Genomic DNA, 16,586 nt, shown 5'->3' on the forward strand with positions numbered 1-16,586 from the left:
TCATGTGCCGCTACGCGTCCTTTCTTCTCCTCAAGGTAGGCCTTTACAACGTCCCCTACGAGAGATCCAACGGGAGTGGACATATCACGCCTAAAGTCGATCAACCGACGTTGGGCCTCTGCACTATCTTTGGTGCGGAGCGAGCGCCTCTGGGTCCCGCATTCCGCGTCCGACCAGACTGCGTACCAGGAACCTCGGAAAAGTTTTGCACGGATTTCTGACATTCAATTTTCCTTACTGTTTCGCTTGATATTCTGATGAGACGACCCACTCGAAATGAGAGCAATTTGTCCTTGGCAATGAGGTCTCGAATGTGCTGTGCCGAGCACGCCCAGCGGGTACCAAGCGTCTCGGGCGTAAATGACCGTGGACCATCCGGAATATTTTCGTTTAACGGCGTCATGGCCGGCCTCCCATCGTTGAAGGAAAAGTCGGCGTTAGTTGCATTTCTGATCGAATGATGCCGACGATGTTGAACATCGCGGTGGCTTCTTACGGAGAAGAAAACCTGCCTAACGCTGATCTCCGGCATATGGAGATCAAGTGATTTCTGACAACACTGCTAGTTGCTTAGTCTATTGGAATTTGGTCTGAGACTCTCGTGACATCCCCAAACGCGACGATGGATAATCAAAAAGTGGTGGCTTAAGCAGAACGCTCCCCCGGCAAAAAAACGACCAATAGCTGGCTAATCGAGCCTGAGACGATCTGATCCAATAACCATCAGGCACTGAGCGAAGAACACTGCCGAGAACCGGCCACGGGCCAGCTTGTTTCTGATATTCGCCTCGTTTTCCTGCACACCGATCCCGCAAAGTTTGTCGGCCAATTGGCGATATGTAATGCCGCGCAGCTTCAGCTCGGCCTTGAGCAGATTGCTTATGCGACGATCCCAATCCACCTCAGTCATCGGTCCTCGAAAATAAACTTGGCCGCGCCTATTGCGGGCCAACACGTTCGCACCATCTAAGCGGTATTCACACTGAAAACGATGCATAGATCATCGTTTAGCTTCGTCTGACTTCTATCTCAATCCAGACACGCCGACAACCGTCGAGTGTCCATTCCAGGAAGAATTAAATGACCATCGATAAAAACGCAGCAACTCTGTTGAACTCCCTCCTTCGAGAACTCTCGTCCGAACTGGACCTTCACTATGCCGATGGAGATTTCGCAGCGATATCTCCCGCCCTGGACGTTATGCGAGAAGCGGCGGACGCCATCCGAAACGCTGGGTTTTCGATCCCGGACGGATACGAGCACATCGTTCGACGGTCGAACCAGGCGCTGTCTAGAAAGTAAGGACACCTCATGTCATCGAAATACGACCCCTCGATCTCAAGCGCCGCATACCTTGAAATTGCTCGCAAAAGGTCTCGGATTTACAAGATACCCGATATCCCCATGGTGAAATCGATCCTAGAATATGACCGGATCGATTTCGGCGTGGACAGGAGCCACGTCGAAAGGCTTCTAGATCGCGCTTCATGGGACGACGCCTTAGTCCGTGAAAGCCGGAAGCCCCGCGTTTTCCTTGATGCCTTAGTCAATCAGCGTGGCAACGCCGAGATCCGTTGCCTAGGCGGATCCCAGGAGATCCTTTTCAAAAAGGACTTTGCATCGGAGTATTTTACACAGGCCACGTCAGCAGCGTACGGAGCCCATCGGAGCCTTGGCGAACTTGCGTGGTTCCGTGACTATAGCACCCTGTGCTCGGCGGTTGTCTGGAACAAGTGCCCCGTGGCAAAGGCGATCCTTTTCGGATTTAAGGCGAGGCTGGAAGAACTTCGCCGGCAGCTTGCCGCAGAAGTCGAGGTGGTTGGCGCGATGGACATTGAACTCAGCTACGCACGGAACAACGTGTCGACCGTCGGGTTCGGTTTCACCATCCCGTACGAGCGGCTCGTCGAATTGAATAAAGAATCTAGGGACAGTGCTTGAGTCGATGTGGTTGCATGCCGGACGCTAGGCTGGTTCCGCCGGGGATCTTTAGTCCATGGGGAGTACGCAGACTTGCAGGTCGAGAAATAAAAGAAATGCCAACCAAGGAGTCCACTGCTAGCCCCACGCGAAAGATGGATGTGTAGGGGTCGCAGTGCGGCACGTTCGAAATTGCAGCGGGGCTTCAAGGTGAAATTGGTGTCTCACTGTCTCAGATGTTTTTATTTGAATTTCAATCAGAAGAATTTGACAGTCAGACCGAAACTCCGGGCTGTCATCAAGGGCTTCTACAAACTTCAAACATGCTGAGACAGTGAGACACCGAGTCAGTCGCTATGCAGACGTCGGGAGATACAATTCTCGACGCTTCTGCATCTCCTCAGAGATTTGCTTCGCCGTCGCGGAAAGCCAGACCTCCTTATTCGTCCAGGCCCAAAGCCGCGGACGCGCCCCGGTGCCAGGGAGACGAACTTGTGGAAGCTGAATGAAGCCCAGTGTCTTCATGGCCTCAGCCACCGCGGTTGCCGATACGTTGGCTCGAATGTTGGCGCGTGCACGGACTGCCGAGTGCACTTCTTCTCGGGTAACAAGATCTCGGTAGAACGGCGCTTCGCCTTCCGCGATCATCATCTCAAGCTCCCGTACGCAGGCAGGACGTGAGGACTGCACGAGTTGCCGTTTGGCCTCTGTCATTGGTGGCGTCGCCGAAGCGTCGAAACCCGAAATGTCCCGCGTCAGTAGGAAGTGATAGAATGCCGGTGCCTGAGCAAGCCCGTCCCTCCAGAGCCGTGCGTAGTAGCTCGGTTCCTTTGGAACGGCATGAGACTTTATCAGATAGAAGCGGCGGTCGTCGGGCTCAATATTTATCGGAGTGTCACTGTTTGCAAATGCGAGGATCGTCCTCGGGGTCTTTGCGACGTACCGTGGCTCATGCTTCTCATTAACCGTTATCGTTTCGTCGGTTATGATTGGCTTGAGAATTTCGTAGGCGTCCGTCCTATTATCGGTTTTGAACTCCTCAGCCAGCAAAAGGTGTATATTGCTCAACGGCTTGCTCCATTGAGAAATAAAATCGCCACCAACCGCCGTGTACGAGTTTTTCGGGCCAACTATGGCTTTCATCAAATTCCCGAGGAAACTCTTTCCGGTGCCCTGTCCGCCAATAACCGCAAGGACATGTTTGATCTTTATGGCGGGTCTTTGAACGCAGTGCGACAAGGCGTTGATGTAGTGATTGCGTTCACTTTCATCTTCTATGATGTACGACAGGTGATCCTCAATTATCTCGAACGAACCCTCCAACGGTTTTAATGGGGAAGGACGCCAGATGTTGAAGAAGTCATCACCGTCATCGTCCGTCACGATCCTCTCAAACACTCCAGGCAGGTAGTCGATGCCGTCGACCTTCCTGGTGGCAACGTCCAGATTTAGCATCATGTGCGGTGTCGTCTTGCCAGTGAAAGCTCTGTGCTTGTCCGAGAACTCGCGATCTCCAAGGCTGGTGCCGGTGGAAACCTTCACATATTGGGACCTATCTACGGCATAGACGTGTGACGCCATCAACTCTGCAATCTTTGGAGAGCGATTACCTAGTTGCAGTGGCGATTTGATAACCTTACTGCCCCAGAACGCGCATTCCGAGCAGCCTTCGAACTGGAAGTCTGCGTGAATGGAGGCGCAAGTACGGGGGCCGCCTGCTCGACCGAGTTTTGTCTCTGCTTCCCATGCGTTGTATCGGGGATCTTGGGAAGAAAGCTCGTGAAACTTTTCGGCTCCCCCGGAGCACCGTTCGACAATGCTGGCCATGGCGAACCACTCCGGTTCTGACAACCCATCAAAAGAGTCGATGCACTGGCCGACCCAGGCACAACCGAGTCTGACCGCCTCAAGGTCGGGTTTCGACGCCTCCAGCGGGTCGAGCAGCACATCGGATTTTGATGCGGATAGAGTCGATCTTTGGGTTCGCGTGACAGCCTTTTTCGGTCGAACCAATGACGCCAGGAACTCCCGTTCGTATCGACGACTATTGTCGAAGCTCAGAAGTGTGACAGGTTTTGGTGGGTTGGTCTTGTAGTTGAGCGTCCCTGGCGACCGTGTGATCCGAGGTAAGTCGCCCATGTTGTCAATATGGAAGCCACGCGCATGAAACGCTTCGGCAAAGCGAGCGTGCAGCCCCGCAAAGAGTACCTTCGCCTCTTCACGAGAAGCCTCGTCGTCGAAAACATAAGGCTCGGTGAATAGATACTGGGCATAGGCGCCGTTGCCCGAATTGACCAATGCTGTCGGCTCAGGCAGGCCTGCTGTGGCAACGATGCTTAGGGCGGCCTCCAAGTTGTCAGGAAGTTTTTCGTTCTTCGAATGCACCGACGGATCAAGAGACTTTAAATCGAGATCGAAGAAAACCCCGGGCGAAGCGACAAAATTCTCAGCTGTCCCTCTACCCTTTTTAGGCACATGGCCGCAGACGTTCCAGCTGTGGTAGACGTTGCCGTCCAACCCATTGTCGATCATATACGCTTGGGCAGTGTCGAGGTCATCGACCGAGAAAAACACAGTTCGTTGACTGGGCAGCTTCGTAATTCCGATGAAACCATCGGCGAAGCCGGTGTAGATGTCTTTAAGGTGGTTTGTCATTTTTTACCCTGTAACAGCGCCATGCTGTCTTCTTCGCTGAGATGCGGTTGATGACCACCAAGTTCTAGCGATTAGATTGGGACTTCCAATGGATTAAGCTTAAAGCCGGAGACTTTACTGCCTGAGCTGACGATTGTTCACGGTCGCGCCGAGTGCAAACCCGACGATCGACCAACGAACCAGCCCCGCTATCAGAGCAGTGTGCGTGCTGATCTGCACGAAGCTTCTTATTTTTCGGGCAACGGCGGCTTTGTAGTCGCCTTGCACAAGTTACTTCGCGCGCTACCGACCGACCTCAAGCCTCGGGGCGCAGATGCTGCACTATCTGTTCCGGGGTAACTCTCAGATCTCTGAACCACGCCGCGACTGTGCTGGGCAATGGCGGTTTAACGATGTGGGTATTCCATCGCGCGTTGAGGAAAGTTTCATAAAAGCTTGGGTCTATGACTACCCGGCTAGAAGCTTCATTTAAGGTGAGCAATTGATCCACCATTAGAAGGGCGATCTGTCGACATACCGCTAGGCGGGCCCTATCTCGGGTAAGAGCACGATATTCGGCGTTTTCACGCATGACTGCATCCTAATGTGATGGGTGTGCTGGCGGTCGCACATATTTGGCTTGCAGTGAAACCGCCAGGTGCTCCGCGTGTTCGGGCGTTAATAGGGCTACCAAATTGGGAGAGCGAAAAGTTTTCTAAAAGACCGGTTTGAAGTCCATTTCAGTCAATCCATTCATAACGTTTCCCGGATGCATGCAATGATGGAGGCGCGATCACGTACCCTCCTTCGCCTCGAATATCTAAGCCGGGCGGGGAGTTACCGAGCGGAAATGAACAGTCATAGGGCAAGTAGATGTGAAGGCCGCCGGAACCAGTTCGAACCATCGGCGGGTCAGGCCAGGCCGCTTGCTTGATACGCATCTCCACCGACTCTAGCACACCCGTGGCGACATCGACGTCCAAGACGAAGAGCCCGAACTCTTTGCCGGTCGCTATCCCGATGTTCGCCTCCGGCCATTGCGACCACCATTTCCGGATTTGTTCCGCGTTCGTTGTAGCGAGCCGAACCCAATCCTTAATTAACGGACGTTTTCCGCTCTTGGGATCGCCCAAGGCCGGAGGGCTTACTGGCAGCACACGGAATTCCTGCGTGGCGATCAGTAGAGCTTCTTTCAACATATTCATGGTACGGTCCTTTATGATTGAGGATCGTAGATTGTGCGAAGAAAGTGCTGCTTCAATCAGGCGCAGGCGTTGGTCCATAGGGTATTCGCTTATGACTCTTGTTTGGCTATCCCGCGTTCGCTTGACTCACTGATGACGCGCCAACGGGCCGTCGCCCCGAGGCCCAAAACCTGCGTGGACTCGGCAACCCATCGACGCTCATCCTCTCATCGATCTGACCGGATCAGCGGGATGATCTCCGCATCCCATCGAGGTTCGCGGATTTTGGAACAGCTGGCTTCCTACACGGAGATTTGTGTCAGGCGGATTTTTGAATTGCAGCGAGGCGCGGATTTATGGCTGCCTACACGAACCAGGCAACCCGACCTGGGTCAGCCTGGTTACGCGAAGCATCTGGCTAAGAAGGAGTACACCCTTTTTTGACAGGCATTTGGGATAGTGGCCGCCATGGCCCGAAACTTCCTGCGAAAAAAAATTTGAGTTAGCGCGTGCTATCATATCTCCCCCGACCTGTAAGCTCGCGCTTGGCCCTCTCATTCGTCATGCTCATTTCCTCAACACAGTACCCCGCACGTTGAAGCAGAAGGGGATGTAATGACTTGACAGTTCGAGCGGCAGGGGAAAATAGCGCGGTCTGTGCCTCGGCTTGGTATAATGATAGGCTGGGCTTGGGCCTCGCGCCGGAGGTAATTCAAGCGAGATCGTGCCTGTGAGGCCGGGGGGCGTTCACGAATGGAACCCGAGGATCTGAAGTTCCGCATTGAGATCGCTCTGGCTCACGGTCGCCTCAGCCAATGGCAAAAGCAGTTCCTCGTCGACAATCACGCCTGCCCAGTGAAGTACGGCCCCAACACGCGGCTGAGCGAGAAGCAGCGCGCTAAGCTCTTCGAGGTGGTCGGCTATTCCCAAGCGGCGGCCAGGCAGCACCGCACTCGCGCCAGAATAGCTCTCAAGGTCAAGTTGGCAGCAGCGCCGTCGACGGAGCCCGCTTGAGCAAGAGGCCCGGTATCTGGCCGGCCGATTTTCAATCAACGAAGGGGGGCTTCTCGCCTCCTGGCCTTAGAGACAATCTCGAAAGCTCGCGATGATTGCTGGGTCGCCACCTGGCGGCGCGAGGTGATGGGTAGGATTTCGGTGGGCGAATCGAACACATAGACTCCGCAATGGGCAAGCTTCTTCAGCTTCTCGGGATCGAAGAAGAAGTCCCAACTATCGAGCCTATCGACACCAAGCGCGGCTTTGATCTTCGAGGTGTTATACCCAAACCTACCGTGCCCCACATGTAGTTCACCGAATATTGGGTGCCCGGGTCGTACTTGGCGGTGCGCTGCTCAATGACATCCCACATGTTGGCAATGTTGGATAACTTCCACCTGTCCAGCTTCTGGAAAACGCCGGCCTCGACCTGGCGGCCAGGAAACTGGCGCTTGGCACGACGACGTAGTAGCCGGACCCGCCAGCGAGCAGCTTGGTCTCGAGGATCTCGTTCGAGTCAAAGACGTCGTACACGACCTTTATACCGGTGTCCCTGGTGAAGTGGTCGATGACCGAGGGATCCAAGTAGTCCGATCAGTCGTAAAGGTTGACGACCTTGTCGGCAGCGTGCGCGGACAGGGTCATGGCTCCGGCCAGCAACGATGCAGCCGACCAAAGAAGGCCTTGCGGATCATGTGCTCACCATTGGTTGCAGTCCAAGCTGCGATCGCCATACTTCGTACGCGGCCGCGCACGGTTGCAATATTAGCGCATCCTAAAAGGAGCTAGAGTTAAATGGGCAAACTCGGTCGTCGAGTGCGCGCGACCATGACGTGCAGAGCAATCAGATCGTCTGCGGAAGAAGCCGCCTACAAGGCCACTTGCGAAGCTGGTTGGCAATGTCGGCAACTTGAGCAAAGGTGCCGCCTGGGCTGTTCGTTCGGATGTTCGCCTTTGGGATGCGGCTAGGGTCTGCTCGACGACTGACATGCAGCGCATAACGGACAAGGCGTCATCGTTGCGTGAGAACAATCTTATGGAAGGCAAGGGCAACCTGTGAAAACCAAATTTCACACTGTCGAGGTTCACAGGGCTTTTGAGAGCTCGCTTCGCCTTGGCAGTTTTGCGCCTGATGTCGGCCATTGAAGTCAGCTTGCGCCAGACCTCGAAGCGGACATCCAAATCGAAGTCAGTATGTCAGGCCGCTCTCAAGAGTCCCTTGACCTTTCTCGATTCCGCTTGCGAATGGTGGCCCGTCAAAGATGATTAGTCGGGGGCGTGACTGTGCGATTATCATAAATGCCAGGCATTCCGGAATTACTGTTGCAAGTTCAGGAAGATGGGCGCGTGGTATTTTTCAGTGGCGCGGGAATATCCCATATCCATTCGCCTTTGCCCAGCGCCGACACCGCGTCGACCATTCGGGTGAAGCTTGCCCGCGCCCGTCCGACCGTGTGCCGGGCCCTGAGATAGCCATGCACTAGGCCCGGCTCCTCGAACCAGACGGCTCGGCCGCCGGCAGCTATGACGCGGTCGCGATAGGCCTCGCCGTCGGACGACAGCGGGTCGCATTCTGCGGTGATCAGCACCGTCGGCGGCAGGTTGGAGAAATCGGCGTCGGCGAGCGGGTACAGCGTGATGTCGCCGGTCCGGTCGACGCCGCCGGTGCGGATATGCTTGTAGAATTCGAGGTCGCGCACGGTCAGCATCGGCGCCTCGGCGTGGTCGGCGTAGGACCGGCGCGAGTGGTCGCTGCCAAGGCCGGGGTAGATCAGCACCTGGCCGATGGGCTTCTTCGCATGACCACGCGTCGCATGCGCGACGGCGGCGCAGAGATTGCCGCCGGCGCTGTCGCCGCAAAGGACCAAGCGGCTATTGTAAGTCCTGGCGGCCCATTCGAAGGTGTTCAGCGCGTCGTCGAAGGCGACCGGATGCAGGTGCTCCGGGGCCAGCCGGTAGTCGACCGAGACCACCTCGAAGCCAGTGCGGGCACAAAGCTCGGCGCAGACGTCGTCATGGCTGTCGAGCCCGCCCAAGATGAAGCCGCCGCCATGAACATAGAGAACCGTCGCCGCTTTGTCCGACGATGCACTGCGATAGATGCGGATCGGGATGCTATTCGTTGGCGCCCCGGTGATGGTCGTCTCGGCCGTCACGCCTTGCGGATAGCCGGCGAAGAACTCGCGGCACATCCGGTCGTAGATTTCGCGCTGCTGGGAAACCGTGCAGTCGATCGCGTCGGGCGGATAATAGGAATTGGTCTTCTCGATGAAGGCCCAGGTTTCGTCGTCGATTAGCTTTTTGTAGTCGGTCATGCTGCCTGAACGCTCCGCTGAGCCGATGTTGCCGACCAGGTGAGATAGAGGATGGCGGCGAATATGCAGGTCGCACCCAAGGCGGCGCCGAGTGTGATCTGTTCGCCCAGGAAGACTGCACCGCCGATTCCGCCGAATATGCTATCTGCACTGATGATTACCGCCGCCTGGCTGGCAGTCGTGAAACGCTGGACGATTGTCTGGATGCCATACGGTGCAGCAGTCGAGAACAGGCCGAGCAATATAAGCTCTTGCCAAGCCTGCAGCGCTGTACCGGACGACAGATTACCCTCGATGAGGCCAAGTGGCAGGGTAAACGCGGCTGTTCCGAGGAATTGTGCCGCCATGGCAGTGAGAGGACGAGCATAGGCCTGCATGTGGCGGCCAAGCTCGACGGTCCACAGCGCGTAACATGCTGCCGCCAAAAGAACGGTCAGGTCGCCATACCCAAAACCCGAAATGCTGCCTGCAAGCAGGAGGGCACCAAAGAGGGTCAACGCGCCGGCCAGCCCCACTGCCAAGGTCAGACGCTCGCCGATGAGCAACCATGCCATAGGTGGCGTCATCACCGTCGCTGTGGTGATCAGGAAGGAGGCGTTGGTGACCGAGGTGCCACCATAGGCGATCTGTTGAAGCGTGATCGCCACCGAAAACAGCAGCGCCACTCTCGCCAGGCTGGCGTAGAAGCCCCAGGCCTTCGGCATTTTGCTTTCGCGCACGAGCAGCGGTAACACCAACAGCCCGCCGATCAGGCAACGGATGCCGACTGCACTCAATGGGTCGAGATGATCAAGGACCGTCTTTTGCCACACGTTTCCGAAGCCCCACATGGCCGCTGCAACAAGCAGCAGCAGATTGGCTTTCAGCTTAGACATCCACTTCTCCCCCGCGCCCTGAAAAGTCGATGACGAAGGTCCGGACTGCGCGGCTGAGGCTTTCCATGCGGTGAGGCAAAGACTCCGGAACTAAGTAAACGACCCTTCTGCAACCAGCCTCACTCCGGATGGTAGGTTCCTCGAGAAAACCCAAAGGGAGATAAGCAAAGTTCAAAACCACCATTACGGTAGCCGGCCTCGCGATTGCGATGGCTGCCTTTGATGCTGAGGCGTCATACGCTGTTGGCACGTCGAATAAGAAGCTCGTTGAAACGGCCATGAAAGAGCTTTTCCTGGATAGGGATGGGTCGGCAGTCGATCGCTACAGTCGCCGACGGCAACAGCAAGATGATCCATGGCGCTGGACTGATTGGCTTCCCCAACCCGCCGTGGTCGTTGACATCTTCCGCGTCGACGACGGAAGGCTCGCAAGTATTGGGACGCGGTGCAGCAGGACGTGCCTGTCGAGTATTGGAAAGGCCGCATTCCGATGTTCGATCATTACGACATGCCGGCGTCTAAATCTTGGGCAACTACGCTCATCGAGAGGCCGGGCAGCTTGTCGGCCAAGGCGAGCCTGTCGAGTTTTTCGATAACAGCCTTCACTGTGGCAGATGCGCAGGAATAGAAGCGCCACGGCCCTTCGCTGCGGAATTCGATGATGCCGAGTTCGGTCAGTTCCTTCAAATGATGCGAGAGGGAGGCGGGGCTTCCGCCAACTTTGGAAACCAGATCCGTCACGGTCATCTCACCTTCGCTGAGATAGATCACGGTCAGCAGTCGCCTGTGGTGTCCCATCGCGTCTAAGATCGTCGCCGCCATGGTCACGTTTTCGGCGCGGCTCAGTTCAGCCGTCTTCGGCCGAGTCTGCCTGATGAGTGACGGATCGGCTTTGATTTCGGCGAGCCGCTTTCTGACGTATGACCGCACGTATTAACCCAAGGCCGAGAACGGAGTACGGTTCGCTGCCTCGGACGGCAGCGACGAGTGATGGTTGACCTTCATGACAAGAGCGCTTCGGTACCACTGAACCCTATTCAGATTGGGCGCGGCGATCCCGTAGGGATATAGTTTCGCGTGGACAGGGAACTCCGTATTCATTGTGGCCTCATTCGCGGCGAGTTCGAGTAACGAAACGAAACGGTTTCGTTTCGGATTAACCTAGGTTGGGGCCTCCGTCAACAATGCGAAACGCCAGCCCTGAGGCGCCGGGCTTGTGGGGACGTCTTGCCCCAAGCGTTTGGACTGTTTGACGGAGAGCTGGTGCTTGGTTAGGGGTTGAGGTCGACGGTAGGAACAAAGACTTCCGGAGCCGGATAAAGCCGCGTCTTATTGAGATGGAAGAGACATTTAATCACCTAGGAATCTTATCGCCGGCCTTCAAAGTCGGGCAGAACGCCTGCGGCTTCAGGGTTACGATTGACGCGACTCGCCAGAGGCCGCAGTTCACCTTCGAGTGCTTGCCCAGCTCTTCGACTGAGTTTCTAGATTGTGCTACGCGCCTGCTGCGAGCGTGCGCCCGAGCTGCGGGGGCATCGTCCAAGCCGGACCCCGTGGTTGGGACGGCAATACTGATCTGAGATCTATCCCGGGTGGTGGGTCGTGGCCAAGTGGACCTCTCTGAGAAACGCCATCAAGGCCCCGATAAGGGCTAGGACGGCCGCGACAAACTCTACCGCAATCGGGATCGCTACTGATATCGCCAACAAGGCGCCAGCGAACAACGTGATGACCACGCCTGATATCAGCAGCCCGCAAAGGGTGCACAAAGCCATCGCTCCGTAGATAATTCTTATTCGGCGCGAGTGCAGCTTCAATTCGCGATCCAGAAGATCACCCGCCTCCGCCGTAGTCTCGTCGACCCGGCCTTCCAGAACCCTTGTTCGGTCAATCGCGCGCGCCAGGCGATTGGTCAAAACGCCGAGCATTGCGACTACAGCAGTGAGCAGAAACACGGGTGCTACCGACAGCTGAATAACGTGCGCAATCGAGTCGACCTCAGGCTGCATCGCCATAGAGCCTTTCTTTAACAACCGCCCTCGACTCTTTAAGCGTTGTCTGGACAATTAGGTAGAGTGCCGGTCGACAACAGGATCGGTGCGTCATCATCGTGGCCAGGCTCGGTGGTGTGCGACTAGGCTCAGCACAACCAGCAACAGCGGCACACTCGCACGTGGCGAAATCGCGTTCCGGTCGCCGCCAGCGGCGAGGCGAGACACGGAAGAAGAGCTGCAGAACGGCATCACGTCAGGCTCTCCTGATTCAGTCCGGCCACGCTCGCCGCAACGCGAGCTTCATCTCGAGACCGAAGCTCGCGGCGTCCGCGGCGGACATCGAAGATTGCACTAGCTCCCGACGAATCCCGGAAGCGAGCCCGATCGCGGGCAATGTTGTGTGGCCTCGCTTGCGTGCGCATAGTGAGTAGATCGTCAGCCCTCATGAACGCCATCTTCGGCCCGAACTCCGGCTGCTATGCAAGATGACCTGCTCGCGTCTGCCTTCATGGCGATCGCCGGGACCCAATTGCCGTGAAGTCCAGAGCGTAGGCGAATGGGTAGACGGATGGTCGCGAGCGGACCTTCCTCGATATGCTGCGCGTCGAGCACGACGAGGTCGGTGCGGTTCTCCAAGAGGCGACTCACGAGAACGAGGATATACCCGTCACCTTCGGGAGCGTCGGCGCTACGCGGTGCAAACACGGGCTCCTGCACCGCCGAGGTCGGCCCCGGGGACCATTTCTTCATGGTGCCGGAGGCAGTGTCGATATGCATGACGGTGTTGAGGAAGAAGTTCGCTGTCGGCGGTCCGCACCGCTCGAAGTCATACGGGGCACTTGGATCCATCGAACCGGCGTAGCCATGCCGGTATGCCCTCGTGGCATAGCGGTCGTCGACGTGCGGGAATTCTCCGCCAAACTCCGCCAGAGGACGACATTGGGGCGTGGCGTTGGTCTTCATGTCAAAGGTCCAGCGAACCGGTCCACCGCGAACGGTACGGACGTCCTGGACCCTGCCGTCCGCCTCGGGGAAGAAAGAAAAGACGTTACCGTCGGTAACGCCGATGTCGAGATAGACTTTCCCGCCCTCGTCGAACGCGTTGATGGCATGGCCCTGCAGGCCATGGGAGACATGGAACCAGCGCAGGTCCGATGCTTCTCCTTCCCGGGGAAGTACGCCGTAAACCTGGTCTAGGTCCGGCCGATAGGTGAAATGAGGCTTGCCGGCCTTAAGTCGCTCGATATCGGCCGTCAGCGGCATGACCGGTATGATGACATAGTTTTCGGTGACGCCGATGTCATGGATCATCGCCGGATAGGGTGCCTTGAGCCAAAGCTCGCGGGTTACGCGCCCCTCTTTGTCGATCACACAATAGGTGAAGTCCGCCGTCGCAAGACCGTTCGCCTCATAATTGATCGAAATCATCTCCCCGGTGGTGGGATCGATCTTCGGATGGGCGGTGAACGTCTCGCTCGTCAATCCGCCGTCGAAGCGGAAAACGCTTTTCGTCGTTTCCAGCGAATGCGGATCCATTGCGGTCGGCGGACTGTCCTCCTTCAGCGCGAGCAGGCGACCACCGTGAACCACAACATTGGTATTGGCCGTGCCGCGCACTTTTCCGACCACGCTGGGGTCGTCAGTGAAAGGATTGCGATAGGCGCCGAAGAGCGCTTTGCCGGCATCGCGCTCGGCGAGAAACCGCTCGGTACGAGCATACCGCGACCGAAAATGAACGCGGCCTTCCTTGAAGCGGAAGGCGCAAACCAAGCCGTCGCCGTTGAAGAAAATGTCCGTCCCGAACTTCGGCGCAAATTGTTGGTCGGGCGCGACGCGGAAGAAGGTGCCGTCGAGGGCAATCGGCACCTCGCCATCGAACTCGAGATCGAAAATGTCAGCCTCAGTTCGACCAGGCGCGTCGAAGCCGGCGAATATCGGCAAATCGGGGAAACGATGAGTCATTCTTCAACCCTTCCCACAAAGCGAGCGCCATGAACGCGGGCCGCCCGAGCGCGACCTGCCACAATGATGGACCCTAATTTTCAGACTTGCAAACAATGACCATCTCCCGGTTTCACGGCGTTCTCCACATCTTCCACAGCCTTCGCCGCAGCTTTTTCCTGATAACCGAAGTAGTACTCACGGGCCTGTTTCGTTCGACGTCAAAGCTCGCTAGCTAACCGCCACTGCGTGAACCTTGCCGTATTTGCCGGCGTAGCGACCCCGCACCGAAGGTCGGGCGCGAGCCGCAGGCCGCTGCCTTCGACCATGCGCCGGGATATATGGTTCGATGGCGAGACCATCTCGTACACGAACCGCGCTCCGAGTTCTGTGAAGGCGCAATTCACGAGCAGCGCATTGACTAGGCGACCGAGACCCTTGCCGCGCCAGGATCCGGCAACGGCGAGCAAGCCGATCCACGCATGGTCGCAAAAAGGGCTGTGCGCGTTATGCGGAAAATAGGCGTGGCCGGTCGCGGCTATCGCCCCGCTTTCGTCCGCAAGCACGATTGTCTTCGCCAGCGGGGGGCGGGCCACCAGCATCGTTCCCGGAAATGGCGCGAGGCCGCTTGCGGCAAGGAATTGCTGCACCGCCCGCGTCTTAGCACTCTCCGCATCGGCGAGCTGAGGGCGGATCGTGATCCCGGCAGGTAAATCCTCGGCAACAATGGCGTGCGCCTGACTGCCGGCGTCGTGCGGCTCACCGATAAAGATGTCCCAGGTGTCGACCCGGCAGCCCGTGGCCTGCAGCCGTGGGAAAAAGTGGGCGACCTGCCGTAGCGAGATCATTCTAAGGGCCAGCAGTGCGTCCCGTTCCAGCATCGCCTCCATCGCGCTCCAGGGCTGCCTGTCCGGATCGTCGATCCCCATGAACCGTCCGGCATTGTAGATGCCGGGGGTCCCGGCGATCCAATGGCGCATTTCATGGGTGCGCTTTTGCAGCTCCTGCTGATGTTCAGTTCCAAACAAACCCAACATGCCTTCAGTCCTCGTTGATCTCTCGATGAGCCTCACCTGTGGAGGCCATTTGGAGCATAGGTTGTTGCCGGACATATTCAGTCCTGCTGGTGCGGCTGGCTAGGGCGAACCAAGCTCTGATCTAGGACGATGGTCTGCCGCAATCCACCTCCAGGTCGATTGGCGAGTGTCACTCTGCCGCCGTAGTGCTCAATGATCTCCTTGACGATCGCGAGGCCGAGTCCGGCACCGGGAACCGATTGCCTGCGGCCTGGATCGACACGGAAAAAGGGCTCGAATGCCCTGTCCAGAAGCTCCGGAGGTATCCCGGGGCCGCGGTCAGCGATACAAATGACTGCCTTGCGGTCTTGACCAACAACCTCAACTTGGCAACCCTTTCCGTGGGTAGCAGCATTGACCATGAGGTTCCTGAGAGCCCGTCGCAAGCCGAGACTGCCAGCGCGAACGTAGACCTCATCTATGCGGCCCAACTCTACTTTGAGGTCTACCGAGGCAAGCTCTTCGACCACTTCGAGTACGGCTGGCCCAAGCGCGACCGGCTCGGATAAACCTCCCCCAATCTCCTCACGCACTAGCTTAATCGCGCTGTCGGAGATGCGGTCTAGTTCATCCAAGTCGTTCAGCCATTTCGCGCGATCCTCGTCAGGAAGGAACTCAGCACGCAAACGCATACGAGTCATAGGCGTTCTGAGGTCGTGCCCGGCTGCCGCTACGAGACGCATTCTGCTCTCCATCGCCGATTTAAGCCGTGCGGAAAGATGATTGAGAGCGCGTGCGGTGGCCCGAACTTCGCCGGATCCGCCCTCTGGCAGTCGTACGAGCACTCCATCCGGACCGACGCGCGCTACCGCCGCCTCCAGCATTTCTAGGGGTCTGGTAAGTACCGAAGCAAAATAAAGCGAAACGGCTGTGGCCCCGAGGACGATAGTCGCGATCCAGCCTGACAATGCCATCCAGACGTTGAGAGGCGGCGAGAAGTCGGGAATGGGCACAATGAGCCACCTGCCGTCCCGTAAGGGTACCGAAGCAGATTTGCCCACTTTGTCTTCTTCCTGAATGACGATCACACCGTCGCCCGCGCGTCCCGCGGCGTCTTTCAAGCCAGTGGTGTACCAAGTGTCGACTACGCCACTTGCTGGTCGGCTCCGAATGTCGAGGCTGATCCCTTGCTGCTCCACGCTTGACAACTTCGTAAGCAGTTCAAACAGCCTGCCCATTGGCTGAAGAACTGGTTCCGGTGGAGGTCTCCGCGTCACGCTCACAGCAGCCAGCGTGGCGAGACCAACGACGCTGACGATGGAGATTACCAACAGGAGTGTTATCCGTTTCCTCAGCGAAATCATCTTAGCCTGTCGAAAAATCTTTTTGCAGCCATTAGGCCGTTGCCTGGCTTTCTCACAATTTGATGCTTGGTAATTCGCTGCCACAGACGACAATCGACCGAAGACACGCGAAAACCCTTTCGATATCTTGAAGAGTAGAGTCAGAATGTTCGTGGCCACCGTCGGCGGCAAGATATGGGGCAGTTTGTTTCATCCGAAGTCCCTTGGGCGTGGAGCAACGTATTATAGTGATCTCGAGAAGAGGGGCAGCGGATTTTTGTAACTGGATGTTTCCACCGGCTGTTGGGCAATGTTGGGAAACAAATCTCTTACAACAGGAAACATTGGGCAAGATTTGGAAGCATTGC

Annotated in this window: 12 protein-coding genes and 1 pseudogene; 2 read left to right on the forward strand and 11 right to left on the reverse strand. The window is 57.0% G+C overall.

The features are described 5' to 3' along the window. Positions 1–688: 688 nt before the first annotated feature. Positions 689–910, reverse strand: a complete 222-nt coding sequence (locus FJ938_RS12695) for a DUF6471 domain-containing protein (RefSeq protein ID WP_140694118.1) — start codon at positions 908–910, stop codon at positions 689–691. Positions 911–1,311: 401 nt separating this feature from the next. Between FJ938_RS12695 and FJ938_RS12700 the strand changes: the two genes are divergently transcribed. Further along, positions 1,312–1,941, forward strand: coding sequence for a hypothetical protein (locus FJ938_RS12700; protein WP_140694120.1), 630 nt, complete (start codon positions 1,312–1,314; stop codon positions 1,939–1,941). Between the two features lie 333 nt (positions 1,942–2,274). Here FJ938_RS12700 and FJ938_RS12705 read toward each other — a convergent pair whose 3' ends face one another. Both FJ938_RS12705 and FJ938_RS12710 read right to left on the reverse strand, forming a co-directional pair. Next, complete coding sequence (locus FJ938_RS12705) at positions 2,275–4,575, reverse strand: primase-helicase family protein (protein ID WP_140694122.1); 2,301 nt, start codon at positions 4,573–4,575, stop codon at positions 2,275–2,277. A gap of 719 nt (positions 4,576–5,294) precedes the next feature. After that, a complete protein-coding gene (locus FJ938_RS12710) occupies positions 5,295–5,837 on the reverse strand; it encodes a bifunctional DNA primase/polymerase (RefSeq protein ID WP_140694124.1) in 543 nt (180 codons plus the stop codon). A 654-nt stretch (positions 5,838–6,491) separates the two neighbouring features. On the opposite strand from FJ938_RS12710, the gene FJ938_RS12715 reads away from it, so the two are divergent. Continuing rightward, on the forward strand, positions 6,492–6,752 hold the full coding sequence (locus tag FJ938_RS12715) for a hypothetical protein (RefSeq protein ID WP_140694126.1): 261 nt from the start codon (positions 6,492–6,494) through the stop codon (positions 6,750–6,752). A gap of 128 nt (positions 6,753–6,880) precedes the next feature. Here the strand turns inward: FJ938_RS12715 and FJ938_RS29910 are convergent. The 8 genes and pseudogenes from FJ938_RS29910 to FJ938_RS12755 all read right to left on the reverse strand — a co-directional run. Then, positions 6,881–7,429, reverse strand: a pseudogene (locus FJ938_RS29910) (extracellular solute-binding protein); the annotation flags it as partial. Between the two features lie 636 nt (positions 7,430–8,065). Beyond that, entirely contained in the window at positions 8,066–9,049 is a 984-nt protein-coding gene (locus FJ938_RS12725; protein WP_140694129.1) for an alpha/beta hydrolase, read from the reverse strand. Continuing rightward, positions 9,046–9,924, reverse strand: coding sequence for a DMT family transporter (locus tag FJ938_RS12730; RefSeq protein WP_140694131.1), 879 nt, complete (start codon positions 9,922–9,924; stop codon positions 9,046–9,048). Before FJ938_RS12730 ends, FJ938_RS12725 begins: the two co-directional genes overlap by 4 nt. 501 nt (positions 9,925–10,425) lie before the next feature. Then, the gene (locus FJ938_RS12735) at positions 10,426–10,854 is read right to left on the reverse strand and encodes a metalloregulator ArsR/SmtB family transcription factor (protein ID WP_140694133.1); all 429 of its coding nucleotides are present in this window, start codon (positions 10,852–10,854) and stop codon (positions 10,426–10,428) included. A gap of 653 nt (positions 10,855–11,507) precedes the next feature. Next, positions 11,508–11,939, reverse strand: coding sequence for a DUF2721 domain-containing protein (locus tag FJ938_RS12740; RefSeq protein WP_210243414.1), 432 nt, complete (start codon positions 11,937–11,939; stop codon positions 11,508–11,510). Positions 11,940–12,353: 414 nt separating this feature from the next. Beyond that, complete coding sequence (locus FJ938_RS12745) at positions 12,354–13,880, reverse strand: carotenoid oxygenase family protein (RefSeq protein ID WP_140694135.1); 1,527 nt, start codon at positions 13,878–13,880, stop codon at positions 12,354–12,356. Positions 13,881–14,080: 200 nt separating this feature from the next. Then, complete coding sequence (locus FJ938_RS12750) at positions 14,081–14,896, reverse strand: GNAT family N-acetyltransferase (protein ID WP_140694137.1); 816 nt, start codon at positions 14,894–14,896, stop codon at positions 14,081–14,083. Positions 14,897–14,973: 77 nt separating this feature from the next. Next, the gene (locus tag FJ938_RS12755; protein ID WP_348642279.1) at positions 14,974–16,206 is read right to left on the reverse strand and encodes an ATP-binding protein; all 1,233 of its coding nucleotides are present in this window, start codon (positions 16,204–16,206) and stop codon (positions 14,974–14,976) included. Positions 16,207–16,586: the final 380 nt, after the last annotated feature.

The sequence above is a fragment of the Mesorhizobium sp. B2-4-14 genome, from assembly GCF_006442155.1.
Lineage (GTDB): Bacteria > Pseudomonadota > Alphaproteobacteria > Rhizobiales > Rhizobiaceae > Mesorhizobium.